The organism is Ruegeria sp. HKCCD6426, from assembly GCF_057221115.1.
Genome location: NZ_JBWVBF010000001.1, coordinates 522,928 through 549,806 on the forward strand (window position 1 = coordinate 522,928; position 26,879 = coordinate 549,806).

The following is a 26,879-nucleotide window of genomic DNA, read 5'->3' on the forward strand; positions in this document are numbered from 1 at the left end:
AATTAACAAGTGACGTCGAATAACAAACAATTACAAGAAAATTCGTTCAAGCTATGCTTTGACGTATTGAACAGGGAGGCACACCATGATGAAGAAATCCGCGATCTTCGCAGCAGGTTTTTTGTCCGTAGCTGTCATTGGGACAGCCATCGCTCATGAAATTGAAAACCCGGCTGTCAAAGCACGAATATCGATTATGCAGCTCAGAGCTTTCAATCTTGCCATTCTTGGCGGTATGGCCAAGGGAGAGACAGAATATGACGCCGAGGCGGCAACACGGGCTGCGAATAATCTGGTCGCTCTGTCGCAGATCGATCAATCTGCAATGTGGCCCGCCGGATCCGACAATGTATCCGACCCGTCCACGCGCGCTCTGCCCGCGATCTGGGAAAACTTCCCGGACGTCGGAGCCAAGGGCCAAGCCTATGCCGACGCGACTGTTGCGATGCAGGCTGCGGCAGGACAAGATGTCGAAGCCCTGAAGGCGGCGATGGGGCAAATCGGCGGAACCTGTTCGGCATGTCACAAAGCTTACAGAGCACCGGAAAACTAAAGGAGTACTAGCTTTGCGGCGTTTTGTTTCTTTCACCGCCGCTGCTGCACTTTTGGTCGGGCTGGCCGGTTTGGTGCTAACCCGACCACAAAGCGTCGACCAGACTGAACTGGACGGGATCTTGCCTGATCTCAAGAGAGGCGAGGCCGTTTTCTATTCAGCGGGGTGCGCGTCCTGCCACTCTGCCCCTGATGCCAGTGGAGAAGAAAAGCTTGTACTCACCGGCGGACGTCGGTTCGAAACAGACTTTGGCACATTCATAGCCCCCAACATATCCAGTGATCCGGAGGCGGGAATTGGCTCTTGGTCTGCTTTTGACTTGGCCAACGCCCTGACCCACGGGACCGGACCCAAAGGGCAGCACTATTACCCGGCCTTTCCTTACACGTCCTATGCCAACATGACGACGGAGGACATCGTATCGCTACGCGCATTTCTCGGTACGCTACCAGCGGTCGTCATTGAAAGTGACGCCCATGAAATTGACTTCCCATTCAACATTCGTCGTGGATTGGGGGCCTGGAAACTGCTCTTCGCAGAGCCTGGTTGGGTGGTTGAGAGCGAACTGACCGACCAACAGATGCGTGGTCGTTATCTGGTCGAAGCACTTGGGCACTGCGCTGAATGTCACACGCCGCGAAATGGTTTGGGAGGCTTGAAACGTGATCTGTGGCTGACAGGTGCGCCAAATCCAAGCGGAAAGGGACGTATCCCCGGCTTGACTGCTGACCAGCTCGACTGGTCCGAGGTAGACATTGCCGAGTATCTGAAATCCGGGTTCACTCCGGACTACGACAGCGCCGGTGGAGAAATGGTTGAAGTGATTGAGAACACGTCGCGTTTAAGCGATGACGACCGTTTGGCAATTGCGGCGTACCTCAAAGCTGTTCCCGTGCAATGAATTGGCATCCGGGTCGGATTAACCAATTTCCTGGCTGTAAATCGAATGTCTAGAGCTTTCCCCTTAGTCTAATAGGCGGAGCCAAGGTCAGCTTCTGGTCACATTCCAGGATTTATGTAACGCAGCTTTCTGCGCATCTCTGCCGTACGTGATCAGCGCAGCAAATGACTCCTATGCTTGCAAAGGCCGTCGGCACGCGGAGGCAGCACCGCCGTGAAGCCGGTTAGCGCATGTTCAGAACATAATCGCTTAGCTTCGTCGAAAAGCTCGGATTTAAAGGTCTGGTTTGGGCTGTGAGCCGCCACCAACGCGATTTGTAGAGAACGCCGGCTTTGAGCCAAAGTGCAGAATGCTGCAGAATGTGCCAATGGCTACAAATCCGCAAAATTCGACATTGGTTTTATTAAAGACAGCTCATGCTGGGCCTTCGACTAGAACTTCTAATTGCAGCCGTCTTAGGCAGATTTACCTCCGTTCACGCAAAGCAGTTCCATCTCGCATCAACCTATCAGAGTTCGCAATTCGGGTCTGGTCGAGCGGCTTTGCAGGTCGTTTTATTTGTAGTCTTCAAGGGTGAGGCCAAGGATCTTCGACAAGACACCGCCGTGGCGTAGCAAGTCGACCTCTTGAAAGGTACCCACCGCCGCCTTGCAGCGGATCTCGCCGAGCACGCCACCATCGCGCAGCCACTTCACGTTCTTAACCATCCCCGGCACCAGCGTCTCGGGCAGCAGGCTCAGGGCGAAGCGATCCCCAGCACGAATGCCCGCCGTCTCGGGGTCGAACCTGTCGATGATCTGCACGGGCGCCACGCCCATGCCGATCAGGTTGGTGCGGTGAATGCGTTCAAAGCTTTTAGCGACTACGGCGCGGATGTTCAGAAGCGCCACACCCTTGGCGGCCCAGTCGCGGCTTGAGCCCATGCCATATCGGTCACCAGCCAGAATGATCGTAGCCTGTCCCTGATCCGTCAGGGTTTGTGCGGCGTCCGGCAGGGGCAGAACGCGCCCGTCCTCGAGCATGGTCTCAGCTGGGGCCAGCCCCTCTTGCAGGTAGTTCACCGCCAGTTGATTGGTGAAAAGACCGCGCAGCATGACCTCCCAGTTGCCGCGATAAGCGGCGTAGACATTCATGTCCTTGGGGTCGCCCCCCCGCGCGCGCAGCCATTCGCCCGCCAGACTGGCGGGATCCACCAACCCTGCGGGCGAGATATGGTCGGTAGTCATGTCGTCACCCAGTACCATCAGGGGGGCTGCATGATAATCGCCGAGCCGCGAATGCTGGTGTTCGGCGGTGAATTTCGGCCGTCGTAGGTAGCGCGAGGTCGGCTCCCACGGGAAGCGCGCGCCGTCATGGACCTCGATCCCGTTCCAAGCGTCATTGTCGGCGGCGGCGGCAAAGGCAGTGGACACATCGGTCTTGCGATAGCCGGCCTTCAATAGCGCCGCGATCACGGAGGTATTAGGCCAGACGTCGCGCAGAAACACTGACTGCCCGCCCGCCCCAGTACCGATCGGGTCGCACAGAATGTCGCCGAAAATGTCGCCCTTCAGCGCATACGCCACCACCAAGGGGGGCGAAGCCAGAAAGCAGAGGTCCAGTTTCGGGTGCACCCGGCCCGGGAAGTTTCGATTTCCCGATAGGATCGCGCTGATTGCTTTGCCGTCTTGCAGAGCGGCTTCGATCATCTCGGGCAAGGGACCGGAGTTGCCGATGCAGGTGGTGCAGCCATGCCCCACCACATCAAAACCCAGCGCGGACAGATCCGGGATCAACCCCGCGCGTTGCAGGTAATCGCGTGCCGAGGGCGAGCCCGGCGCCATCGAGGTTTTCACCCAGATCGGTACAGTCAGCCCGAGTGCCCGTGCCTTGCGCGCCAGCAGCCCCGCCGCAACCATCATGTAAGGGTCCGAGGTATTGGTGCAGCTGGTGATCGCGGCAATCCCCACCGCGCCATCGGGCACCAGGTCTTCGGCGCGGGGCGCGCGCGACAGCGGACGGTCCAGCGCCGCTTCGATCCGGGCGGCGGCCTGTGCCGGGGCGCAGGTGTCCTGCGGGCGGCGGGGGCCGGAAATGGTCGGGGTAATCGTGGACAGATCAATCTCGATCATCCGGTCGAAACGTGGTGTGCTGTTGGGCTTGAACCACAGGCCGATTGCGCGGAAGGTGGGCTCAATACTGTCGGTCAAGCAGCCAGGCCGCGCGGTGCGCTTCAGATAGGAGACGGTCTCGCCATCCACCGGGAAATACCCGGTTGAGGCACCATATTCCGGTGCCATATTGGCGGTTACAGCACGGGCGTCAGCAGAAAGGGTGGACAGGCCGGGGCCGCAGAATTCGACAAAACTGCCGGTGACATCGAGCACCCGCAACCGGTGCGTTACCTCAAGCGCCAGATCTGTGGGCATGGTGCCCTCGGGCAGTTGACCAGTCAGATGCACGCCCACGACTTCGGGCATGCTCAGCGTCGTGGCTTGGCCGAAAATGACGCTTTCCGCCTCGAGCCCACCAATCCCCCAGCCCAGAACGCCAATGCCGTTAATCATCGGCGTGTGGCTGTCAGTGCCCAACAGCATATCGGGATGCGCCCGACCATCAGCACCGATCTCAAGCACCGTTGCCAGTTGTTCAAGGTTGATCGTGTGCATGATCCCGGTGCCCGGCGGATGCACCGTGACCCCATCCATTTTCTGCGAGGCCCATTTCATGAATCCATATCGCTCGCCGTTACGCGCGAATTCTTTGCGGGCATTGGCTGAGAATGCCGTCTGCGTGGCATAGAGATCCACCGCCAACGAATGATCAACCGAGACATTGACCGGCAGCTTCGGTGAAAGCACCGCCGGATCGCCCCCCGCTTCGTGCACCGCATCGCGCAGCCCGGCAATATCCGCCAGCGCGGGCGTGCAGGTGGTGTCGTGCATCAGGATGCGGTTGGGCATGAACGTGAACTCGAACCCGTCACGCTGCCCCTCCAGCCAAGTATCAAGCGCGCCCAACAGCGCGTCCGACTGGCTGGTTGCGCGCAGGTGGTTTTCGGCCAGAAGACGTAACACAAAGGGCAACCGCTTTAGACGGTCGCCCAGCACATTTGGCAAGTTAGTTACCGTCAGCCGGCGACCCTTTGCATCGATTTCCAACGTGTTAACCATCTTGTCCCCGTTGCGCCCCCGGACGAACCGGAGCCGCACTCACACCAATTTGACCTTGCTATGCAATACTCCATCGGCGTCGCCATAGATCCAGTCGCCCGGCGTAATGGTCACGCCGCCGATGTGAATATCGCAGCCAGCTTTGCCCCAGCCCTCTTTCGCACTTTTCACCGGCGAGGTCGCAAGTGCGAAGATCTGCGTCGCCATCAGCTCGATCTCGGCGCTATCGCGGATGGCGGCGTTGAGAACCAGCCCAGCCCAGCCGTTCTTGATCGCCATCTCCGCAATCATGTCTCCTAGAATGGCAATGCGGGTAGAGCCGCCCCCGTCTACGACCAACACGCGTCCCTCGCCGGGCATTTCCAACTGAGCACGAAGCATCGTGTTGTCTTCAAAACACTTCACGGTCTGCACCGGGGCGGCGAAATGCGGTGCCGTGCCGAAGCGGCGAAACGGCAAGTGAACAAGCGACAGCTTGTCTGCGTGGTCATCAATCAGGTCAGCAGTTTTCATATCGGCCTCACATATTAGAGTAGGTTGCTCTCAGGTCGGCCACGTTGGCCTCGCTAAGGAAGCGCGTCTTTTGTCCGCGCAGTGCTACAAGAAGCTTGGCGGTTTCTTCCAGCTCTTCTGCCGCGCACACGGCCGAGAACAGATCCTTGCCCGAAACCACGGGGCCGTGGTTGGCCAGCAGAACTGCGCCATAGGCGCCTTTAAGGTCGCGGATCAGGTCGCCCGACTTCGGGTCGCCCGGCTTGACATAGGGAACCAATTTCACCGTGCCGACACGCATGACAACGTAGGGTGTCAGTGGTGGGATGCAGTCATTGGGATTGGTGTCATCCAAACAGGACAGCGCGGTCGCCCAGGTTGAGTGCAGATGCACCACGGCACCCGCCTGCGGACGGGTTTCATAGAAGGCCTGATGCAGGAACACTTCCTTGGTCGGACGGTCGCCTGCGACATGGCCGCCTTCCAGATCGATCTTGCTGATCCGGTCGGGATCAATCGCGCCCAAAGTAGAATTGGTCGGCGTCATCAAGATGCCATCGGGCAGGCGGGCTGATACGTTGCCCGCCGTCCCGACCGAGAAGCCCCGCGTGAACAGGGACGCACAAAGATCCGACATCTGTTGGCGAAGGTCTGCTTCGGTGCTCATTTCTGCCTCTCCATGATGCGCAACGCTTTGGCGAAGAAGTCCGGTGCGCCAAAATTGCCCGATTTCAGCGCAAGCGAAATTGGCTGATTGTCACCTAAAGTCAGCACAGGAACGCCGGGATCGATTTCTGCCCCGATGCGCATCGCGGGCGCGCCCAGTTCGCCCGCCACGGCTTGCGCCACCGCACCCGAGGTTTCACCACCCGCCACAACGATCCGGCGATAGCCGCGCTGCACCAGCGTACGGGCGGTGTCGGCAAACAGAGTGTCCAGAGTCTCGGCCACCGCCTCGCGACCGAACTTGGCCTGAATCTCTTTCACCTCTTCGGGGGAACCCGAGGAGTAGACCAAAGGGGCATTGCCGGTGTTCTCGGCGATGAAGCCCAACAGGTCATCCACGGTGACCGTGCCATTCATGACGCCGGGTACGTCGAGGGGATAGGTCGGATGGGCCTTCTGATGTTCGGCCAGCTGGCCGCGTGTCGCCCCGGAACACGACCCCGCCAGAATGGCTTCAGGCCCCGATGTGCCCTCGGCGGTGGGGGTGCTGGCTTCGGCCATGCCGCTACGAATGAAGTTGCGCGGAAGGCCCAGAGCGATCCCGGAGCCGCCCGTTACCAAGGGAACGCCTTGAAGTGCCTCGCCGAGGGTTAGTAGGTGCTCGTCCGAGACAGCATCTGCCACAATATACTTCTCGGCGGAATTCGTTATTGCCGCGCGGATCTGTTCAGGTCCAGCCAGAACTATGGACAGCGGTACGTGGCCGACCGCGTTTTTACTTTGCAGACGCAACCAGCGACGCAGGTCGGGATCAGTCATTGGGGTTAGTGGATGGTTCTGCATCCCGCTTTCGCTCAACAAAACGTCACCCACAAACAGATGTCCCTGATAGACCGTGCGTCCGGTGGTCGGAAAGGCCGGGCAGACCACCACACCGTGCGCGTCCAGCACGGCGGTTAGAGCGTCGGCAACTGGGCCGATATTTCCGTCAGGTGTGGAATCGAAGGTCGAGCAGTATTTGAACAGAATCTGCTCGCAGCCCTGATCCAATAGCCAGTTAAGTGCCTCGAGGCTTTCGTGCACCGCATCTTCGACCGGATTCGAGCGTGATTTCAGGCTGACAACCCCGGCGTCGATATCCGGTGCAGCGGGGCCTGTTGGAACGCCGGGATACTGGGCGGTTCTCAAACCTCCTTCGCCGTCAACGCCTTTGGCCAGGGTGTTGGCAACATCGCTGCCACCAGTGAAATCATCTGCGATAACGCCAATTAGCATGTCTGACCCTCTGTATTGTGTTCGATCCGGCGGCGGATTTCTTCAATCGCGGCCTCCGGGCTGGTCAGGACAGGAACGTCAGTGCATGCGCGCACCGCATCCGCAGCGCTGGCCATGGAAAACTGCGCCAACAGGATGACATCAGCATCGGCGATCATGGCAGCAGTGTCGGCAATCAACCGATCATGAGCGCCGTCGTCACCTACCTTTTTGGCGTCCAGCGCGCCCTCGCAAAAGATCGAGGTGATCTGTGCGGTGCTGCCTTTCTCGCGGGCTGCCTCGCGGAACTCATCCTCCATCCCACCGGCGGCGGGGGGGAAGGTGTACAGCATGACGACGCGGTCCCCGTGGGAGAATGCCGCCTCGAACATGGCTTCGTTGGGTTTCATGACGGGAATACTGGCCTCGCGGTTAGCGCGTTCGATGGCGGAACCGAAGGCCGAGCAAGTGAATAGTACGCCATCTGCGTCGGCAGCTTCAGCATAGCGCGACAGATCGATGATCCGGCGTAGTAAGTCACCTGACAGTTCAGCCGATTTCGCACGATCCAACGAAAGACCCTCTTCAAGGATCGAAATCGTCTCGGCTTCCGGCCAAAGCTTCTCGGCAGCGTCCTCGATGGCATCAATCGCGACTTTTGTAGCGTGGATAAGCGCTATGCGGGGCTGGTCAATCATCTTTGCGTCCTGATAAAATCGGCGACACCACAGCGAGAAGGGCGGTGCCGCTGAACAACTGCGGGCAAGAGTTGCCCGAAAGGAAGAACCTCAAGCCGCAACGTTTTCGTGTGCAACGGCATCTGCGACGAGGGAGCCAAAGGCGTCACAGTTTACGGATCCACCCAAGTCACGGGTGCGGTTTTCCGAGACGTCGATCACGGAGTCCACGGCGTCGGCAATTGCCTGACCCGCATCCATCAACTTCTGGATGCCGCGCTGTTCGCCGAGCCAGGTCAGCATCATGGCCGCCGACAGAATCAACGAGGTCGGGTTGGCGACGTTCTGCCCTTGAATATCCGGCGCCGATCCATGTTGCGCCTGAGCACAGCACAGACCGGTTTCAGCGTTGGCATTGATCGACCCGGCCAGACCCAAGGATCCGGACAGTTCCGACGCCAGATCCGAAAGGATATCGCCATAGAAGTTGGTGGCAACCACGACGTCATAGGCCTCGGGTTTACGCACAAGAAGCGCGGCGAAAGCATCAACGATCAGCTCTTCAGTTTCCACCTCGGGGAAATCCTTGGCCACCTCGCGGAAGCAGTCCAGGAACAGCCCGTCGGTCATCAAGAATGAATTCGCCTTGTGGATCGCCGCGACCTTCTTGTTGCGCTGCATCGCCAGCTTGAATGCTTCGCGGCAAATCCGCATCGAGCCGTGGCGGGTGATCTTGCGTACCGAGAGCGCCATGTCGGGATCGGGCATCATCTCGCCCACACCCTTGTACATGTTGCGGTCGGGGTAGAAGCCCTCGGTGGCTTCCCGCATGATCACCAGATCCATACCCGGCGCCTTGTTCGGGATGAAGCTGCGGGTGCGTGCGGGACGGACGTTTGCATAGAGGTCCAGCCCGATGCGGAAGCCAGCCGACACGTTGCGCCCACCTTCGACAACCGGCGGATAGTCCATGTGTGACTGGGTGCCCAAGATCACGCCGTCAAACTCGGTGCGGGCGCGGTCCAGAACCTCCTCCCGCAGGGTGATGCCGTGGTTCTTCAGGCTGGTAAAACCGCTTTCTTCTTCGTGGAAGGTCAGCCCCAGATCAAAGCGTTTGTTTGCAGCTTCGACAACCTCCAGGGTCGCCGCCATGATTTCCGGCCCGATACCATCGCAGGGCAGTGTCATGATACGCATATTAGTCTCCTATGATCGGCCAATTGGCCTAGTTCGTTGAGGGTGTCGGCTTAGTCGCCGACGAATTCTTCTTGATCGCGCGCGGCTTCCATCCGCTTCTTCATGCGACGCCCCATCAGCATGGGCAGCACGAAGCCGGCGATTGCGACAAGCCACAGGATGATGGCCAGGGGACTGCCGACGAGGATGAACCAGTCGCCATCCGAGATCGTCATGGCGCGGCGCAGGTTTACCTCCATCTGGTTGCCCAGGAGGATGCCAAGGATCACGGGCACCAGAGACACGTCGAGTTTACGCAGAACCCAGCCAGCAATCCCGAAGCCCACCATCAGCATCACGTCAAAGGTCGAGCCTGTGATCGAATAGATGCCCACGAAGGAAATCATCGCGACGATCGGCATCAGGATCCGGGTCGGAACCATCAGCACGCGGGTGAAGATGCCTACCAGCGGGATATTCATGGCCAGCAGGATGAAGTTTGCTAGGAACAACGAGGCGATCAAGCCCCAGACGATGTCCGGGCTTTTCGAAAACAGCAGAGGACCGGGGGTAATGTTCAACTGCAAAAGGACTGCCAGCAGAACCGCCGTGGTCCCCGAACCCGGTACACCCAGAGCCAACATAGGCACCAGCGCACCGCCAGAGGCCGCGTTGTTGCCCGCTTCAGGTGCCGCTACGCCGCGCGGGTCGCCTTTGCCGAAGGTCTTGCCGTCACGGTCAACCGCTTGCTTTTCTAGCGAGTAAGCCAGGAACGAGCCCAGCGACGCGCCCGCGCCCGGCAGAACGCCCGAGAAGAAGCCCAGCCCAGTGCCGCGAGCCATCGAGGGGATACAGCGCTTGATCATGCTGAAGTCGGGCATGATCCGGCCTACCTTGGTCGCGCCAGCCGAGCCGACTGCGCCGCCGCGGTGATGCTCTAGGAATATGAACACTTCGCTTAAGGCGAACAGGCCGACGATCGCGATCAGGAAGTCGATGCCGTCATACAGATGTACGTGGTCAAACGTGAAACGCTGCGAGCCGGTCTGGCTGTCGCTGCCGATCATGGCGATGCCAAGACCCAGCGCCGCGGCAAAGGCCGACTTCGCTTGGTTCGTTGACGAGATACCGCCAAGGGTCGCGAAGGCAACCGTGAACAGCACGAAATACTCGGCCGGGCCAAATAGAAGGGCGATCTTCACCAGCTGCGGGGCCAAAACGACCAGACCACAGGTGGCCACGAAGGCACCTACGAACGAGGCAACGCCGGATAGCGATAGGGCCTCGCCCGCCTTGCCTTGTTTGGCCATTGGATAGCCATCAAGACAGGTCATCATAGCAGGTTCGTCACCCGGAATGTTCAACAGGATTGAGCTGATCCGCCCGCCATACATGGCGCCGTAGTAGACGCTGACCAGCAGGATCAGCGATGCGGTTGGGCCCAGACCCAGCGAGAAAGCGATGGGGATCAGGATCGCTACACCATTGGCCGGGCCAAGGCCCGGAAGTGCGCCCATCAACGTTCCCAGGAAGCAACCGATGACCGCCAGCAGCAGGTTCTGCGGGGTGAGTGCGATAGCAAAGCCATCAGCAAGAAGAGACAGAATTTCCATGGGTATCGCTCCTCAGAAACCAAGTGGACCTTTGGCCAAAGCAAGGCCGAGGATCAGGTGGAAAACGACGTAGATACCAACCGAGGTGCAGCCCCCTGTCACAAGCGACCAAAGGGGTTGCGTCCCCAGACGCCACGTCAGGTAAGCCGTTGCGAATACGGTGGAGATCAGGAAGCCGACTTCGGGAAGCGCCCAGCTGTAAGCGAACATGACTGCCGCCGCGAAGACGATTTCGGCAAACTCGCGCATATGCGGCCATTCTGGTTCGTCATCGGGGCGCAGAATGAAATAGAGCGAACAAAGCGCCACGATGGAACCTACGATATAGGGGAACGCACGCGGACCAACCACATCGACCATGAAGCTGTCTTTGATCGTTGACGCGGCCCAGATATAGAAGATGGCAAGCGCCAAACCAAAGCCGCCAAAGATGCGGTCACTCATTTTCTCCTCCCTTTTTTGATGTGTGGTGGGCTGGCCAGTCTATTCGACCAGCCCCGGTGTCGCGTTATTGGATGATGCCAATCTCTTTCGAGAGCTTGGTCACATCTGCGATGCTGCCAGCCACGAAGTTGTGCATATCGTCGCCGAAGTTGTTGAAGGGTGCGATTGCAGCTTCTTCAAGCGTTGCCTGGAAGCCAGGGTCGGCAACCATGGTCTTGATGGCGTTCGACCAGAACTCTTTCGCTTCGTCTGAGGCGCCTGCGGGCATATAGAGACCACGCCAGTTCGCACCAACGACGTCATAACCAAGCTCTTTTGCGGTGGGGATGTCCGGATAGTTTGCCAGACGTTCGGGTGCCATGATGCCGATGATGCGGATATCACCCGATTCCAAGAAGCCCAGCATTTCCGAGAAGTCACCCGACAGGGCTTCGGTCGCTCCCGAAAGTAGGCCGGTCATTGCTTCGCCGCCGCCGTCAAACGAGACGTATTTCAGCTGCGTGACATCTTCCATTCCTGCTTCGCGTGCCACCAGCATGGGCTTGATGTGGTCGAAGCTGCCAACCGACGAGCCGCCAGCGATACCGACCGAACGCGGATCTTCCAAGATCGCGTCCATCATGTCTTTTAGCGTCTGGAAGGGCGAGTCTGCGCGCACAGCGATAGCGCCATATTCCGCACCGAAGGTCGCCAGAAAGTGTACGTCATCCTGCGTCGCGTCCTCATAGATGCCCTGCGCGATACGTGCGCTGGTCGACATCGACGCTGCAACGATCAGGTTATTGTCTTCATTGCGCTCTTTCGTAACGTGGGCAAAGGCAACACCGCCGCCGCCGCCCGACATATTGGTGACCTGCATCGAATCTTCGATGACACCCAGATCAAAAAGGTATTTGGCGGTTGTACGGCAGATGAAGTCCCAGCCACCACCCGGGTTGGACGGGGCGATGCACTGCGGGCTTTCAGCTTTAAATTCAGCGGATGCGGCACCTACTCCGGCCAGCAAAGCAACGGTTGCGAAAGCGCTTGCACGCGTAAGTTTCTTGAACACGAGGTGGTCCTCCCATTTTTTCGATGTTCGGTAGCGCGAATCTCGCACTGGCAACATTGATTGCATATCAAGCCACAAAAAGCCAATCTAGATTTGCTTTTGTAACGTTAAAAATCCAAATAATGATCATCATCGGCTTGGTATCTCTCGGCGATGATGTCGGTAAATTTCAGAAAATAAATGATATTTGACTCAACTTACTGATCTGTAGAGCTGGCCTTGATCTTGCCTCATGAGCAAAAAACCAATTTTTATTGCCCGCCAACTCGAGAAAGGAGTAGACCTAAATCCAATTTTTTGGTTTTTATAGCTTACAAATCCAGATAACTGGGGAGTTCTCGAAGGTAGGATGCAATCTGAGAAGCAGCACAACACTGTCGAACGGTGATTAGGATGTCAGGACGAACAAGCGAGCTTACTAAGAAGATTTCAAACAGGTTGCTGCATGACATAGTGTCTGGCTCTTTTCTTGCGGGACAGCATGTCAGCGCCCAGCAGGTTGCCGATAGATACGGTGTTTCACGCACGCCGGTGCGTGAGGCTCTGATTCACCTTGAGGACCAGAAGGTGCTCGTCCGGCAACCAAACCGTGGGTACTTTGTTGCAGACAAAATCCCCTCCAAGATCAATACGACCTTGGCCAATGCGTCACCCGAAGGAAATGAAGACTATCAGATCCTTGCCAATGACTGGTTGACAAACCAGATTCCCGAGGACGTCACAGAATATTTTCTGCGACAGCAATATGGCTGGACCAAAACCAAGGTAAACGACCTTCTGGCGCGGGCGTCCCGGGAAGGCTGGGCCGAACGGAAAGAGGGGTACGGCTGGCGTCTTCTGCCGGTTGCCAAAACCCCAGAAGCTTTCGATCAGATCTATAGATTTCGAATGGCGATCGAACCCACTGCCATGCTCGAACCCACTTTTGAGCTCGATCATAAAGTCTTGGATGAACAGCGGCGAATTCAGGAAGGCATGTTGAACATGGACCTGAACTCCGCACCAGACGAGTCTTTGCTGATGAACGGTTCGCTGTTTCATGAAGAGCTTATCAAACTCTCAGGCAATCCATTTTTCCTGATGTCTCTTCAGAGAGTCAACAGGATGCGCCGCCTGATGGAGTACAGGGCTGAAGTCAATCGCGAACGCTTGATCGAGCAATGCTCTGAACATCTCGAGATCCTGTCACTTCTGGAACGCGGCAATGTTGCCGATGCCTCCTACCGTATGCGCCAGCATCTGAGCGGTGCCTTGAAACGCAAATCGCCACTGGCCTGGAGCTGGGCGGCGGACAACCCAATGGAGACCGAACAAAGCCATGTCACAAGACGCTAGAACTCCACCCACGATCCGTTCGATGGCGCTGGTTGCGCATGACCAGATGAAAGATCAGATGATCGATTGGGCGAATGCGCATAAACCCGAACTGTCTAGGATGGAGTTGTTCGGCACCGGCACGACCGGCGGGCGTATCGCCAAAGAGACCGGGTTACCGATCTCCTGTTTGAAAAGCGGCCCACTCGGAGGCGATGCCCAGATCGGTGCAATGATTGCCGAGGGACATTTGGATGCTTTGGTCTTCCTGATCGACCCACTTTCAGCTTTGCCCCATGATGTTGATGTGAAGTCCCTGCTGCGGCTGGCCACTCTTTATAACACTGCTCTGGCCATCAACCCAGCAAGCGCAACATTGATGGTTCGCGCGGCCGGCATTGAAACCGCCGAAACAGCCTGAGGGTTCTTTCTCCGCCCAACCTGCTGAAAATGAATGTCTCCAGCTGGGGCTTTAAGGGGTCATTCAGGCCAATAAAGTCAATGTCGGTTTTGTCCCGCAATGCGGTTACTCACCACAATTCGACGAACGACCGCTCAGAGCCCATACCTGCCGTTCTGCTTCAGTTAAATTAGCTTGCCCCCGGCCGTGGTCGGTGAGAACCTCCTCGATGTGCTATACTCGCGGAACATCCGGATCGGTAACAAGGGGGAGAGACCGATGACCGACAAATGGCTTTTCAAAAGCGAGACCTATGACAATTGCAACTGCGCTATCAACTGCGGTTGCCAGTTCAACTTGCCGACGACCTATGGGACATGCGAGTCCGCCTATGTTGGCGAGATTGTCGGGGGGCACTTCAACGACACGCCGCTGGAAGGGCTCCGCTGGTCTGCGATCTACAAGTGGCCGGGCGAGATTGCTGAGGGTAACGGAAAGGCGCTGATTGTCATCGACGAACGCGCCACTCCTGCACAGAGGGCGGCATTGGAGACAATCCTGCACGGCGAAAGCTGCGCACCGCTGAGCAACGTCTTCGCCGTTTTCGCCTCGACATGTTCGGAATTCTGCGAGACGCAGTTCCTGCCGATCCATCTGGAAAAGAATCTTGATGCCCGAACGGCCAAAGCCGAGATTCCGGGCATACTGACCAGCCGGGGGTACCCGCATATCAACGAGTTCACTGGCGAGACTTTCGACATCGCGCTCGCACGCAAGGCCGGTAGTATCGAGTTCACTTATGCGGAACTGGGCCTTGGCACGACTCAAGTCAAGGGCGAGATCGAGATGGCCTTTAAGGACACTTGGGCTCTCTTTGTTATCCACCATTTCGACCAAGACGGGCTGGTGCGCGAGCGACCGCGGCTGACGGCTTGGCTCGGGGCGTAGGATGCTTGCTTGTAGACTCTGAGTCTCTGACAAGACCCCAAGGGGTCACTGCGGTGTCTGCAACTGGCAGATGGTTCGCGCTAGAATTTAGACTGTATCGAAACAAGAAATGCCGGAAACCGTTTTTTGAAGAAGATCGGGCACACTATCGCTTCAAACGTGGGCTCTATGGTTTGCAATCCTGTCCCGCCGAAAGTCACTCATATTCCTGATTTCTTTGCGCTCGTAACGTGTCCTTTCTGCCGCGAACAAAGAATCGTGTCGTACCACGACTTACAGAGTGCCGATCATCCGATTGATGGAACAGCCGAATGGGTTTGTTCGCCTTGCAAGGGAATAAAAACAATAGCGACGCACCAACTGACTTAACATACAGGCAACCGTATTGACGTCGGCTTTGTCCGCAAAGCGGTCACTTAAGTACGCATCAGCGAATGGCCGGATCATTGCCTTTGATATTCAAACCTATGAAGCCGGCTCGCTGTCAGATTGATCGCAAAGCTCGGATCATATAAACGACCAGTTTTTGTGGGCGTAGTTGAATTCGAGATCAGAATTGGCCCCTACTCGGTGAATCTTCGCGGTAAGTTCACGGCAAATGCAGGCGAGGCAATCTCGCCATTGTGAGTACCGTTCGGGGTATCATTAGGTTTATGACAAAATTTATGATTTAAAAATATACCCTTACTGTATTCTTATGTGCTCCGTGTGGGCGCCACTTAGTAACAAAATTCAATACCTTACGGAGATTTTTACGATCCCGTTCTACGTGCATGCGAATGCAGACATATAGCAAACATTGTGCGATTCACGTTTAGTACATCCGAGCAAAATCCAAATCAGCCAGCGTTATCCGTGCGCCGTCTTCCTTATCCAGCCGCAGAAATCGGTTTACATAAACTCAGCGAGTTCCGTGCCTTCTGGCTCACCTTGAACACCGCTTAAAAACGGGCGGGCGTCAAGAAGCGGATGTCGAGAGAAAAACTATTAAAGTTCAGATAGATACGCAACAGAAAGTATGTTGAATACCAGAGCCAGCCCAACCATCCGCATGCAGCGTTATTTGCCTAATACCGCTTTATGTAGGAATCAGGAACCTCATCGGCATCAATGAAAATTAATACTTTTGAATTACATTTATGCGCCAAATTGTTCGCACACAAATTGCCGTTTGTTGTCAATTTTAGAACAACGTTAACAGAACATGAACAATGTATTCGTTGAGTGTTCAACCGACTTCGTCATACTACCTTTCACCTAACCGAGCGAAACTGGGAACGCTCGGCGACATTGAAGGGGAAACGCATGAACAAGACTGCCATCGAGGTTGCATTGCTTCGTACGCCCGCAATTTTGCAATCCTCGACGAATGCTCGGAGCTGCGAGTTGGTAACTTCAACTAAATCCAATAGTGGTCGCTTCCCTCCGATCGAAAGTGCACTTTTGGCGACAATCCATACCAAGAGTTTGGAAGAGGCATTGAAGGACGGTTGAACCCTAAAATGCATGTCGGTGGTTTTTCGGTTCGTCCTTCCCGGAAAACCAAAAAGTCTAAGCCCGCTCTTTTGACAAGAGCGGGCTTTTCGCATGCAGACGTAACAGGGTCCGAATACGGAGCATAAAGTCAGCGAGATATCCTTGGCCAGTGAGTTGGAACCGACTGGACCAGCCAAATGATCAACGATCGCCTGGCTGGCCCAGCTTGCCTTGCCTCCGTGAGCAGCAGGGCAAAGGTATTAAACGTCAAAGGCCGAGCAGAGATTTCACGGCTGCTTCAACTTCATCTGTCACGGTCTTGTTGGCCGCGTTTTCCAATGCCTCACGCTCTGTGACAGCTTGTCCATCGGCAAGCTCTGTCAGGTCCGCGACCTCGGAAACCGTTTCGTCATACTCAACCGCAGCCTGGTGTTCTTTGGTCAGAGAGTCAGCAGTATCAACTGAACCCTGCAAGTCAGATCTGGCCTGGTCCAGCTCTGCCTCAATGTCAGGGTTGGTCCCCCCGGCATCTTCAAGCGCATTTTCCAATTCAGACACGCGATCCTGTTTGTCCTGCACATCGGACAAGGCCGATTCGAGATCCTGCTCGATTTCCGTGACCGACCGATCGGGCGGTGTCAGACTTTCAAGAAGGGTCTTTTTCTCTTCCAGGTCATCGCGCAATTCATCGCCGACCAAAACCGCATCGCGATAGGCTGCAATGCGACCGACCCGCGAATTCGGCGATGCGTTTGTCAGAGCGCTTTCACTCGCATTTGCAGCGTTCAATGCCCCCAGTTCGGATGGGTGCACTCCTAAAAGTGCGGCCATCTTGTTTCCCTTCGGGCGCGCCTCAGTACGAACTGGTTCTTCCAGATCACGCGTGACGCGGATCGTTTCCTGTTTCGTTTTTGTTACCTTGGTCCGAGTTTTCTTACCGCTAAAGAGTGTCTTCAGGGAGAACCCGCCACCTTTCGCCCCTTTTGTCCGCGAACCTCCGGCAGCAGAACTCTTGCGATTGGAATTTCCAGCAGCTTTCTGACTTTTGGCTTTGTCCGCACCCTGTCCGCCGGCATTGCCATTACCTTTGCCACCGCCGTTGCCATTGCCCCCGCCGTTGCCGCCACTGTTGCCCTTTCCGCCTCCATTTCCTTTGCCTTCCTTTGCGAATGTAACATCAGGAAAAACTAAAGTTCCCACAATCGCGGTCGAGCCTAGCAGGGCTATTGCGATGGCTGCAGCTTTTAACAGGTCTGGTGTCTTGGTATTCATCACAATCCTCGTCAATCAAGCGCATCTGGCTATCGGATTTCTCACGCAGTCAGAGCGCGCTGGAATCAATACCCCACTTTTTTACTTGACCCGATCTTGGTTGAACCCACGCGGAACTGACCGTTCATCATCAGTTCACGTTGCGGTCTGTACATTTACACAACAATTGCACAGTGTAGAGTGCCGAGGATGAAGACTATCTTCGCAATCGTGTTTCTGATTTCCCTACTCCAACCCGGAGAGGGGTATGCGGCTGCGCGTGAGCTAAAGCAATCCGAGCTACGTAAGGCAACTGCATCCGGTACAGCCATTCGTCTGAAATCTGTTATAAAAGGGGTCGAAAAAGCATTTGGCGGCACCCCTGTCGACGCACGTGCATTCCAGGCGGACAAAGTTTATTATCGTATCCTGGTCAAGAAACCCAACGGCAAAATTGTCAGTGTTATTGTCAACGCGCAAACCGGCGTTGTCGTGCCCAATCGTTCCAGTGTCGGACGCCAGATATCTGAAGCTGCCAAGTCGAATTCAAGCAGCTCGGCGAAGGCTACATCGCGCGGAAACTCTGGCAACAAAGGCAATCGCGGCGGCAATGATAACGGAAACGGCCGTGGCAACGGCGGCGGCAACGGTGGCGGCAACGGCGGCGGTAATGGTGGCGGCAACGGCGGCGGTAATGGTGGCGGCAACGGCGGCGGTAATGGCGGCGGCAACGGTGGCGGTAATGGTGGCGGCAAAAAATGATAGCTGAATTATTGTCAGCAGGTCTATAGTTTCAGAGTATGAGAGTTTTATTGGCGGAAGACGAGCCGCACCTTTGCGGCCAGATCAAAAAGCTGCTGAACGCTGAAGGGCGCGTTGTGGACGTTGTTCACAGCGGTATTGACGCCCTTCACATGGGTTCGACCGAACCGTATGACATGATTATTCTCGATATTGGCTTGCCCGATCGCGACGGTATATCCGTGCTACGTGAATGGCGAGGTGCAGGTGTCAAAACACCGGTGCTGATCCTAACGGCCCGAGATGGCTGGAGTCAGCGCGTTGACGGTCTGGACGCAGGTGCCGACGATTATATGACCAAGCCATTTCATATGGCCGAGCTGGCGGCGCGTGTGCGTGCGATCCTGCGACGCCAAAGTGGGCAACTGAACCCGGTGATCGAGATGGGAGATGTCATTCTGGATACCAGGAACGGACGGGTGACGGCAGATGGGATTCCAGTTGATCTGACTGCTCAGGAAATCGCTGTGCTCACATACCTGGCACATAATGCCGGGCGGATGATCTCAAGAACCGAGTTGTCAGAGCATATATATGAGTATGACGGGGACAGGGATTCAAACACTATTGCCGTATTCATTACCCGCTTGCGCAAGAAACTGGGGTCAGACCTTATCACTACGGTGCGCGGTCGCGGATATATGATTAACTCAGCCTGATGTTGTCACTGCGTCAACGGGCATTGCTGGCGGGAATAGCGACCGGAGCAGTGTCCGTCGGAGTGGGCACGCTCGCGGTTTTTTCTTATATTGACTCCAGAGTATCAGATCGTTTCGACACCACTCTGCTAGAGCGGCACACACAACTTGTCGTTGGCTTAAGTGTAACTACGAATGATCCCGATGCTTTGCGAGATCTGATGTTCGACCCGGCTTATGGATCTCCGTATTCCGGGCGTTATTGGCAAGTCACTGGAAATAATGGTGATGTTTTCACATCCGCATCGCTTTTCGATGAGACCATAGACGAGCCCGAAGGGGATTTGGATGTCCTGACCCTCTGGAACACCCTTGGGCCTGACAACGAAGCAATACGAAGTGCGTATCAGAAAATTACCTACGAAGACGGAACCGTTTGGGGTGTAAGCGTTGCAGAGAGCCAGGCCCAGTTGATCGGAGAACGGCGTGCAGCGCAGCAAAACTTGCTGCCGGTGTTCGGCCTTGTCGGGCTGATTGGAGTTGCCGGTTCACTGTTGCTTATGTCAGTTATTCAGGGACCGCTTCGCCGGTTGCAGACGGATGTGGCCCATCGTTGGGAAACGGATGAGGACCTCAACCCTTCAGATTACCCCGGAGAGGTTTCTCCGTTGGTCGATGATCTAAACCAAGTGTTGCGACGCAACCGGGACATTGTATCGGGTTCCCGTAGGCAAGCAGCTGATCTGGCCCACGCTCTGAAAACCCCGGCATCCATCCTGCGGAATGAATTGGTCAGCTTTACTGATTTAGGTGTTCAAACCGAAATCGCGAAAGAGGCTCTTGATCGGATTGATACTCAGCTTGGTCGGTCGTTGGCAAGAATGCGGGCGATGAACACGGCGGAACTCACACATTCGCGAACGGACTTGTCAAACTCCATAAAACGGCTTGTACGATTGTTTACCGTCACGGCGGAAAGGGAAAATAAATCGGTAGAAGTCATGTGTGAACCCGATCTTTGGGTTCGAATGGACGCACAGGATATCGAAGAAGTCATGGGCAACGTGTTGGATAACGCCGTCAAATGGTGCGACAAGGTGGTTCGGGTTTCGGCTTGGCGTAGAGAGCAAAGTATTGAAATTCGAATTGAAGACGACGGGCCGGGAATACCGGAAGCCTCTCGTAGAGAAGTGTTGCGGTCGGGCGGTCGCCTGGACACATCGGTTGCGGGCAGCGGTTTGGGGTTGGCGATCGTAGTTGACTTGTTGAACGCCTACGGCGCTAAGCTCACATTGGATAGATCGAAAACGCTTGGGGGATTGGAAATTCTCGTGGCTATACCTGCAGGGCCTAAGAGAAAATCAACGTGAGGCGACCCTTCTGAAACTCTGGAAAACAGCCTTCCAGCCTTTTCAGAACTTTGCTCTAAACTTTTCCACCTGCAGAACGCACAGACTCACTTCCAGATTCTGCCTTTCGGTTCAGCAGATGCAGCAACTCGACTTGATTTGAAGCCCCTGTCTTGGAAAATATTGAGCTGAGGTGCGAACGGATTGTTGCCGATCCGACAGACAACGTATCCGATATCATCTTGACCGTCATTCCTTCTTTCATCATCGCGCACACCCGGAATTCACATCTGCTAAGTTCCGCGGGGTTACGAGGATCAAGGACAGGAACACAGCTACCGCCATTGACCTCATTCAGAAGGTGATTTCGGACCCGCTCAGAATTGGCAGAAACCGAGCCCGGTAAGCGTCTGCTCCAACCGGACGCAAGTGTTGAAGCCAATATTATCAATAGGTCCAGATCGTGACTTTTGGGTTTATGCCTATAGTGCAATTCAAGATGGTCGACATTCCCACCGCGTGTTTCAAGCGGAACTATTATCACTTCCTCAAAGCCACTTAGCTTTTGATCCTGATAGCTGGGCATCGGCACATTTTCTGCAGCTACCATATCTGAAAATTTCCAAACTGAACCGGCTTTCGCGGTAGAAATGCATTCCCCCATAACCAATTCTACTTGAGTTTGGGGTTGCGAAGGCCAAACCTTCCCCTCTTGAATACAGCAGCGGGCGATATGTTTGACTTTCTGGTTCGTTTTTGAAGTTCGTGCAATTAAAGCCGCGTCGGCACTTAGCAAATGAATTAAATGACTGAGGACGCTTGAAAAGGGTTTATTACCACTCAGCGCTTGCATCCATTCCACGACGAAATTCAAGCTGCTCTGCGCGTTGGCGCCTTTTGGAAAGCTGACACTCATAACCAATTGACCGTTTACTCAAAACATTTCAGCCGAACTCGTGCGACCCTCACTACAATCACAAACTTGTTCAGCTATGGTCGCGTCAGCAACTGATTTTGTGACCTCTTCCATAGGTCGATACGCAGCGGGGCGGTCATTGCGATTCTCGCAAGCTATTGTTTAATAACAATTTAACTTGAGCGCAATCTCGGAACACTCTCTTCTAACCTGCTCCTTTTGTCGATTCAATCAACCCAAAGTTAGATCAACTTTCCGTACAATTAGGAGTCCATAATGTCCATTGTTTCTGATTTCAGTGATTCGCTTTGCATTAATAACTCGTTAATGCGAGGTTCACATATTTCTTCTTAAAGATGTTTTGTTTTTCATTTTAACACTTAAAAGATGCATTACTTTCACTATTGACGGAAGGCGAGCGTATTTGACGCAATTACGGTGATTGAAGAGCTGCTGCAATAAATGCCTGGCTCGCGTTGCAATATCTCGCAACGCCGAAATCAATCTAACCTTTCGGGGGATACATGACTAAATTCATGAAAAAGTTTGTTAAGAGCGAAAGCGGAGCGGCAATTGTAGAATACGGCCTCGCCCTTTTGGTCGTCGCGTCGATTGCCGTTGGTGCATTCACGTATCTTGGTACACAAACCAACGCGAACGTGACTAGTGCATGTGGCGCATTGGGTAGCGCAACCTGCACCACTACGACACCGTAAAGTGCAGCCTCTTCTTAGCAAGAAAGAATTCTGCGCCGCCGTCAAACTGTAGCGGCGCAGAAGTTACCGCCGGGATTTTCGAGAACGCAGGAATACCGACGTTCCAGAATTTGAAAGCGTAACTTTTGGAGTCAGATATGCGTGTCAGACCAATCATTACAACACTCTTCGGAATTGCAATTGCTTCCGGGTCCGTCTTCCTGGCGAAAGATCATATTCAGTTCAAACCCAAGTCCGCCAGTGTGTCGCTGGATGCGGATTTGGTCGAGATTTACGTTGCCAAATCCGAAATAGCCTTTGGCCAGATGATCGAAAAACACCACGTCACGATATACCCTTGGCCGCGCGAGGCTTTGCCAGCCGGCGTTTTCACCCAGATCGACGTACTTGTTCCTGAAAGCCGCAAACAGTTGCGCCGCGCAAAGGGCCGTTTTTACCCGGGTGAGGTAATGTTGATGTCCAAAGTTTCGAACTTCGGTGAAAAAGTCACACTGGTTCAGAAACTAGGAGAAAACACCCGCGCCATGGCCATTGAGGTTGATGCGGTTACTGCGGTGGGTGGTTTCGTTACTCCCGGTGATCGCGTGGATATTGTTTTGACGCAAGGCGCACAGATGGAATTGAGCGCCGTAACCATATTGCAAAACATTCGCGTGATCGGCGTGGACCAACAGTCCGAAGAGTTGAGCGATCAGCCCGAAGTCGCCCGCACGATTACGGTTGAGGTGACGCCTGAACAAGGTCAACGCCTGGCACTGGCTCAAAAAGCCGGAACGCTCAACTTGACCCTGAGAACACTGGATGGTGTCGAAGACGAGCCCATGGAAATGGTTCGCTTGCGGGATCTACTGCAGGAAGAGGGCCCTGTAGAAAAGGTGGAGGCCCAACCAACCGTAAAGTTGCGCCGCGGGACGGAAACCGAAGTTGTGACCATCCAGAGAAAGCGCCCTGAATCCGAGACAACGACAGAATCTGAGCCAGTCGGTGGGTTGGAAATTAACAATCAGACCGACGCTCAGCTGGCGCCTGCGGTCGTGACGCCCGGCGTCAAACCAAAATCTCGTCCGATCGAAGTCAGCCAGCGTTCCGGGCAGTAAGTCCTCGCCATGTTTACTAAAACGATCATATCCAAATTTGCGAAAGAAGAGTGCGGCACCGTCGCGATCCTCTGGGGCACGGCATTTGTAGCGTTTCTTGGCTTCTTTGCGATCACACTGGATGTCGGCCGCTTAAACTCGACGCATGCGGAACTTCAGTCCTTTGCTGACAATGTAGCTCTGGCTGCTGCGGGTGAGTTGGACGGGCAATCTGACGCGATAGCCCGCGCAACGAATGCCGCGGCTAATCTGATCAGCGACAGTCAGACGTTCGCCAACGGGCCAGCCGCTCTCTCAGGGTCGTCCGATTACACGCTCACGTTTCATTCAGCGCTTCCGTTTGATCCAAAAAATCCGGAGAAGTCAGATTTGATCCCGTTGGGTGCGGACGTCACTACAGACCCCCGAGAGGCCAAATTTGCGCAGGTCGTGCTGACGCCAAAATCGATTAGTATGAGCCTTGCCTCGGCGCTGGACAAAATGCTTGGCGGCAGCGGTATTTCCGCGACCAATATCTCAGCTGAAGCCGTGGCCGGATTCTCGAAAGCCGCCTGCGATATTTCACCGCTGATGTTCTGTCTGCCGCCCGATTGGGAAACGTCGCTGACCATCGGCGATCAGATCCTGCTCCGCAGCGGCGGCGAAGGTACTGCCTGGGGACCGGGCAATTTCGGGTTCATTGATCTGGATGAGTTTGGAGACGCGTCGGGCGTATGTAAGAATGAAGGCGGTAACATGTTAGCCTGCCTCATTGCGGCGCAGGAGCAAGTTACTCAATGTGTCTTGACCAACGGGCTGACTACCGCGCCGGGGCAGAAGGTCGGCATCACCAATGCGGCGTTCAACGTTCGCTTTGATATTTACCGCGCCACGCTCAACGGTAAAAAAACCCTACCGCACTATGCGCCAGCTCCGAACGTTATCAAGGGGGTTGAAAAGAATGGCGGCGGCGCCTGCATTCAGGGCAATGAACAGTTTACACCTGATACTACAGCCCTTGGTCGCGACACTTGCATGGCCGCGGGCACTTGTGGGGGCAACAATCGGTTCGGCGACGGCAATTGGGATCGCGCTGGTTACCTCAATCAAAACCACGACCTTGCGGATGGCGTACCAGACGGAGTTGGCAGCCACGATCATCTGCCTCCATTGACCGGATCGGACACGATTTTTGCCGGCACACGATACGGAATGTATCTAAGAGAAATCGCCTACGGAAACACCAACCCGCACTCCGCACCGAATGCGAACGCCATTCTGAATCCCTCCCTTGCTGAAACCGGTCGCCCGATGTGCTCCAATCAAATGTCGAACAAACCGGAACGGCGCGTTGTGACCGCGGCTGGTATTGACTGCTCAAAAAACCCGGTTTCCGGAAAGACCAAAGGCGTACCGGTTACAAAGTTCGTCGCCGTTTTCCTGACCGAACCCGTAGGCGGTAACGGTGACTCACCCCCCAGCTTTGACATCCACGGCGAAGTTGTTGGCTTCCCGGACGTCTCAGGCGTCGGCAGCAGCGGCAATAAGTTCGGCGGTATCTTTCGCGACATCGTACAGTTGTATCGGTGAGGGAGGGCAGAATTATGAGCTTTCATCTGAGAACTCCCTTCCAACGCTTCTCCAAGAGTGACGATGGCGCAATTATCGTGGAATTCGGCCTCGTCATGCCTGTCATGTTGCTGCTGCTGGCGGTGACCTTGGAATCCGCGCGCCTGATGTGGTCATATCAGGCGGTCATTGCCGGCGTTCGGGATGCCAGCCGCTATCTGTCCAGAGTCACGCCGGCGGATATTTGCACCTCTGGCGGGTCCGTCGCGGGGCTGGCCACAACATTGAAAAGTATCGTCGAGGACGACAGGATCGTTACGGATGGAAAAATTCTGTTCCCGCCGAGCATAACAGTCAATTCAGTAACGCCCAGCTTGTCCTGCGTGTCCGGGACTTATCGAATGAACCCAGCCCCAGTTGGGACGGTCAGCGCCAATATCACCATTCAATTTCCGCTGGGTGGCATCCTGTCTCTTTTTGGCAGCGGCGCGACGTCAGTGACGACTGATGTTTCTGACACATCACGGATTTTTGGACAATGAAGAGTTTGCTCGATATCCGCGGGCAATTGCGCCACGCTGGCAATCGCTTCCTGCGAAATGAGAATGGTGGGGTTCTTGTCGAATTCGCTCTGGTCGTTTCGCTGTTTTCCTTCTTGTTCCTGGCGTTGCTGGATTTCGGTCGCCTTTCTTACAGCGGTGTGAACGCTCAAAAAGCCGCTCAACTGGCCGCTCGCATCGCAATCGTTCGAACGCCTGCTTGCCTATACTCTGATGGTAGGATGTTGCCTTCAAATCACAAACGCGGCTCATCTTCATTGTCTCCACCTTTCGGCACCACCCCCTGCAGTGCCTCAGTCGGAGTGTGCGAAGACCCTGGCCCCCTGGAGTGTCAAGGAAACAATAACAATGGCGGCAGTAACACTGCGTCAGAAATTTGGGGCCGCATCAGTCCACTTTTGCCGCCCAGCGCAACGATAGATAACTTGCAGATAATTTATGAGTTCAATCCCAATCTGGGCTTCCTGGGTGGCCCTTACACACCCATGGTCACAGTCGAATTGAACCTTAATGATTTTCAGTTCGTGTCACCGCTGGCCGCGCTGGCAAACGCCGCAGGCGCAACCAACAGCACACTATCTTCGACAGCCGGTTACTCCAATTTCAGCGTCTCGCTGCCTGCTGAAGACCTTGCACTAGGAGAGTCAGGATAATGGATCATAACGTTTCCAATCTGAAGTCACATTCGGTCATGCTTGTTTCCGAAAGGGAGGGCATCGCTCAGATTGTCGCTGACGTCTTTCCGCCCGAAAAAAACAACAAGATCACCGAAAACGCGACTTCTTTCCAAGCCTTGAACGGAACTGCCCTTCAACTTGCGTTCAAACATGACTTAGTAATCTTTGAAATCAACCCTGATGATCTGGGTGAAGTGCAAGCTATCGAGGAGTTGCTGGCACATCGCAACGACGACACGCTATTTGTCGCGCTGACACAGAATGACCTTTCGATCACTAAGGCGCGTGAGTTGCTGAAAATTGGCATTGACGAGGTTCTTCCCCTGTCGATTGACGGCGAGGAGCTGAAAGCAACGATCAGCGAAAGATTTAGCGCGCGCACTGTCCCACAAACTTTAGTCCTGGATGGATCATCTGCGCTTGGCAAAGTGATACCGGTGGCGAAATCTCGTGGCGGTGTAGGCGCTTCAACTGTTGCCGTGAATCTTGCGTGCTCGCTGGTGGGCGGAAAAGGATCCATTTTCCGCAAAACCGAAAAAAGTCGAGTCGCGCTGTTGGATTTTGACCTCCAGTTCGGAAACGCAAACGTGTTTCTGGATATCGAAGACAATGGAGGGTTTCTGCAATTCATAGAAAACGCTGAAGAACCCGACGATCACTTTTTGTCTTCAATACTCCAAAGCCATGCTCTGGGTGTAGATGTTTTGTGCGCGCCTGCTCCGTTGGTTCCGCTTCAGTCGATGCGGCCGGACCTAATCGAAGGTATGCTCGACGTGCTTCAGCGTCGGTACGACTATATTGTGATAGATCTTCCCTGTGCCGTTGTGGAATGGGTCGAACCCATATTCAAGCGCGCGACCCAGCTTGCCTTGGTTACCGAAACAACCGTGCCATGCGTCCGCCAGGCGAGGCGTCTGATCGACTTTTTCCGTGAAGCAAATGTTGGGCTGCCAATGAAAATCATCGTCAACCGCGAGCGGCGGACAATGATCAAGCCAACACATGTTCGCGAAGCCGAGAAGGTGTTGGAAACAAAATTGAAACATTGGTTGCCGGACAACCCGAAGGTGGCCCGCAATTCCGTGGATCTTGGACGTCCGATCGTCGACATGAAACCGCAATCGGATCTGGGAAAAGCGTTGGCAAAGTTGGCTACTGCCGTAATGGCGGACGTACAGCCTGCGGCGACAAAGAACAATTAAAGGGAGA

At 55.1% G+C, this 26,879-nt stretch carries 26 protein-coding genes; 15 read left to right on the plus strand and 11 right to left on the minus strand.

Annotated features, from left to right (window positions below; all coding sequences use genetic code 11):
* Positions 1-85: 85 nt before the first annotated feature.
* Together AC2TDA_RS02650 and AC2TDA_RS02655 are read left to right on the plus strand one after the other, a co-directional pair.
* Positions 86-553 (plus strand): c-type cytochrome, encoded by a 468-nt coding sequence (locus AC2TDA_RS02650; RefSeq protein WP_480846508.1) that lies wholly within the window; start codon positions 86-88, stop codon positions 551-553.
* Positions 554-566: 13 nt separating this feature from the next.
* A complete protein-coding gene (locus AC2TDA_RS02655) occupies positions 567-1,454 on the plus strand; it encodes a c-type cytochrome (protein ID WP_480878722.1) in 888 nt (295 codons plus the stop codon).
* A gap of 554 nt (positions 1,455-2,008) precedes the next feature.
* On the opposite strand, the gene acnA is transcribed toward AC2TDA_RS02655, so the two are convergent.
* The 9 genes from acnA to AC2TDA_RS02700 all read right to left on the minus strand — a co-directional run bounded on the left by acnA (position 2,009) and on the right by AC2TDA_RS02700 (position 11,979).
* Positions 2,009-4,606, minus strand: coding sequence for an aconitate hydratase AcnA (acnA, locus tag AC2TDA_RS02660; RefSeq protein WP_480878723.1), 2,598 nt, complete (start codon positions 4,604-4,606; stop codon positions 2,009-2,011).
* A gap of 39 nt (positions 4,607-4,645) precedes the next feature.
* Positions 4,646-5,119, minus strand: a complete 474-nt coding sequence (gene rraA / locus AC2TDA_RS02665) for a ribonuclease E activity regulator RraA (RefSeq protein ID WP_480878724.1) — start codon at positions 5,117-5,119, stop codon at positions 4,646-4,648.
* Positions 5,120-5,126: 7 nt separating this feature from the next.
* A complete protein-coding gene (otnC, locus tag AC2TDA_RS02670) occupies positions 5,127-5,765 on the minus strand; it encodes a 3-oxo-tetronate 4-phosphate decarboxylase (RefSeq protein ID WP_480878725.1) in 639 nt (212 codons plus the stop codon).
* Positions 5,762-7,039, minus strand: a complete 1,278-nt coding sequence (gene otnK / locus AC2TDA_RS02675) for a 3-oxo-tetronate kinase (protein WP_480878726.1) — start codon at positions 7,037-7,039, stop codon at positions 5,762-5,764. Before otnK ends, otnC begins: the two co-directional genes overlap by 4 nt.
* Complete coding sequence (locus AC2TDA_RS02680; RefSeq protein WP_480878727.1) at positions 7,033-7,716, minus strand: aspartate/glutamate racemase family protein; 684 nt, start codon at positions 7,714-7,716, stop codon at positions 7,033-7,035. The genes otnK and AC2TDA_RS02680 overlap by 7 nt, the downstream gene beginning before the upstream one ends.
* A 90-nt stretch (positions 7,717-7,806) precedes the next feature.
* Positions 7,807-8,892, minus strand: coding sequence for an isocitrate/isopropylmalate dehydrogenase family protein (locus tag AC2TDA_RS02685; RefSeq protein WP_480878728.1), 1,086 nt, complete (start codon positions 8,890-8,892; stop codon positions 7,807-7,809).
* Positions 8,893-8,942: 50 nt separating this feature from the next.
* Positions 8,943-10,484: a tripartite tricarboxylate transporter permease gene (locus tag AC2TDA_RS02690; protein WP_170400881.1), complete on the minus strand. Its 1,542-nt coding sequence runs from the start codon at positions 10,482-10,484 to the stop codon at positions 8,943-8,945.
* 12 nt (positions 10,485-10,496) lie between these two features.
* Positions 10,497-10,928 carry a tripartite tricarboxylate transporter TctB family protein gene (locus tag AC2TDA_RS02695; protein WP_480878729.1) on the minus strand — a complete coding sequence of 144 codons (432 nt, stop codon included), beginning with the start codon at positions 10,926-10,928 and terminating at the stop codon, positions 10,497-10,499.
* Positions 10,929-10,992: 64 nt separating this feature from the next.
* Positions 10,993-11,979, minus strand: coding sequence for a Bug family tripartite tricarboxylate transporter substrate binding protein (locus AC2TDA_RS02700; RefSeq protein WP_480846520.1), 987 nt, complete (start codon positions 11,977-11,979; stop codon positions 10,993-10,995).
* Between the two features lie 393 nt (positions 11,980-12,372).
* Between AC2TDA_RS02700 and AC2TDA_RS02705 the strand changes: the two genes are divergently transcribed.
* The 4 genes from AC2TDA_RS02705 (at position 12,373) to AC2TDA_RS02720 (ending at position 16,135) form a co-directional block, all read left to right on the plus strand.
* Positions 12,373-13,314: a GntR family transcriptional regulator gene (locus tag AC2TDA_RS02705; RefSeq protein ID WP_480878730.1), complete on the plus strand. Its 942-nt coding sequence runs from the start codon at positions 12,373-12,375 to the stop codon at positions 13,312-13,314.
* Positions 13,298-13,714, plus strand: coding sequence for a methylglyoxal synthase (locus AC2TDA_RS02710; RefSeq protein WP_480846523.1), 417 nt, complete (start codon positions 13,298-13,300; stop codon positions 13,712-13,714). Before AC2TDA_RS02705 ends, AC2TDA_RS02710 begins: the two co-directional genes overlap by 17 nt.
* Positions 13,715-13,972: 258 nt before the next feature.
* A complete protein-coding gene (locus AC2TDA_RS02715; protein WP_480850466.1) occupies positions 13,973-14,641 on the plus strand; it encodes a DUF1326 domain-containing protein in 669 nt (222 codons plus the stop codon).
* 1,305 nt (positions 14,642-15,946) lie between these two features.
* Complete coding sequence (locus tag AC2TDA_RS02720) at positions 15,947-16,135, plus strand: hypothetical protein (protein ID WP_480878732.1); 189 nt, start codon at positions 15,947-15,949, stop codon at positions 16,133-16,135.
* Between the two features lie 249 nt (positions 16,136-16,384).
* Here the strand turns inward: AC2TDA_RS02720 and AC2TDA_RS02725 are convergent, their stop codons facing one another.
* Positions 16,385-17,389, minus strand: a complete 1,005-nt coding sequence (locus AC2TDA_RS02725; RefSeq protein ID WP_480878733.1) for a hypothetical protein — start codon at positions 17,387-17,389, stop codon at positions 16,385-16,387.
* A gap of 189 nt (positions 17,390-17,578) precedes the next feature.
* Between AC2TDA_RS02725 and AC2TDA_RS02730 the strand changes: the two genes are divergently transcribed.
* Genes AC2TDA_RS02730 through AC2TDA_RS02740 form a run of 3 tightly spaced genes read left to right on the plus strand, consistent with a single transcriptional unit; the run spans position 17,579 to position 20,177 of the window.
* The gene (locus tag AC2TDA_RS02730; RefSeq protein ID WP_480878734.1) at positions 17,579-18,130 is read left to right on the plus strand and encodes a PepSY domain-containing protein; all 552 of its coding nucleotides are present in this window, start codon (positions 17,579-17,581) and stop codon (positions 18,128-18,130) included.
* A 50-nt stretch (positions 18,131-18,180) separates the two neighbouring features.
* Positions 18,181-18,828, plus strand: coding sequence for a response regulator transcription factor (locus AC2TDA_RS02735; RefSeq protein ID WP_480846527.1), 648 nt, complete (start codon positions 18,181-18,183; stop codon positions 18,826-18,828).
* Positions 18,828-20,177, plus strand: coding sequence for an ATP-binding protein (locus tag AC2TDA_RS02740; protein WP_480878735.1), 1,350 nt, complete (start codon positions 18,828-18,830; stop codon positions 20,175-20,177). Before AC2TDA_RS02735 ends, AC2TDA_RS02740 begins: the two co-directional genes overlap by 1 nt.
* Positions 20,178-20,232: 55 nt before the next feature.
* Here AC2TDA_RS02740 and AC2TDA_RS02745 read toward each other — a convergent pair whose 3' ends face one another.
* Positions 20,233-21,072, minus strand: coding sequence for a helix-turn-helix transcriptional regulator (locus AC2TDA_RS02745; RefSeq protein WP_480878736.1), 840 nt, complete (start codon positions 21,070-21,072; stop codon positions 20,233-20,235).
* Positions 21,073-21,608: 536 nt separating this feature from the next.
* Here AC2TDA_RS02745 and AC2TDA_RS02750 point away from each other — a divergent pair.
* The 6 genes from AC2TDA_RS02750 (at position 21,609) to AC2TDA_RS02775 (ending at position 26,872) form a co-directional block, all read left to right on the plus strand.
* Entirely contained in the window at positions 21,609-21,788 is a 180-nt protein-coding gene (locus AC2TDA_RS02750) for a Flp family type IVb pilin (protein WP_480846531.1), read from the plus strand.
* A gap of 137 nt (positions 21,789-21,925) precedes the next feature.
* Positions 21,926-22,885, plus strand: coding sequence for a Flp pilus assembly protein CpaB (gene cpaB, locus AC2TDA_RS02755; RefSeq protein WP_480878737.1), 960 nt, complete (start codon positions 21,926-21,928; stop codon positions 22,883-22,885).
* Between the two features lie 9 nt (positions 22,886-22,894).
* The gene (locus tag AC2TDA_RS02760; RefSeq protein WP_480878738.1) at positions 22,895-24,454 is read left to right on the plus strand and encodes a TadE/TadG family type IV pilus assembly protein; all 1,560 of its coding nucleotides are present in this window, start codon (positions 22,895-22,897) and stop codon (positions 24,452-24,454) included.
* A gap of 14 nt (positions 24,455-24,468) precedes the next feature.
* Positions 24,469-24,975 carry a TadE/TadG family type IV pilus assembly protein gene (locus AC2TDA_RS02765; RefSeq protein ID WP_480878739.1) on the plus strand — a complete coding sequence of 169 codons (507 nt, stop codon included), beginning with the start codon at positions 24,469-24,471 and terminating at the stop codon, positions 24,973-24,975.
* Positions 24,972-25,646 (plus strand): TadE/TadG family type IV pilus assembly protein, encoded by a 675-nt coding sequence (locus tag AC2TDA_RS02770; RefSeq protein WP_480878740.1) that lies wholly within the window; start codon positions 24,972-24,974, stop codon positions 25,644-25,646. The genes AC2TDA_RS02765 and AC2TDA_RS02770 overlap by 4 nt, the downstream gene beginning before the upstream one ends.
* Positions 25,646-26,872, plus strand: a complete 1,227-nt coding sequence (locus tag AC2TDA_RS02775; protein ID WP_480878741.1) for a CpaE/TadZ family protein — start codon at positions 25,646-25,648, stop codon at positions 26,870-26,872. The genes AC2TDA_RS02770 and AC2TDA_RS02775 overlap by 1 nt, the downstream gene beginning before the upstream one ends.
* Positions 26,873-26,879: the final 7 nt, after the last annotated feature.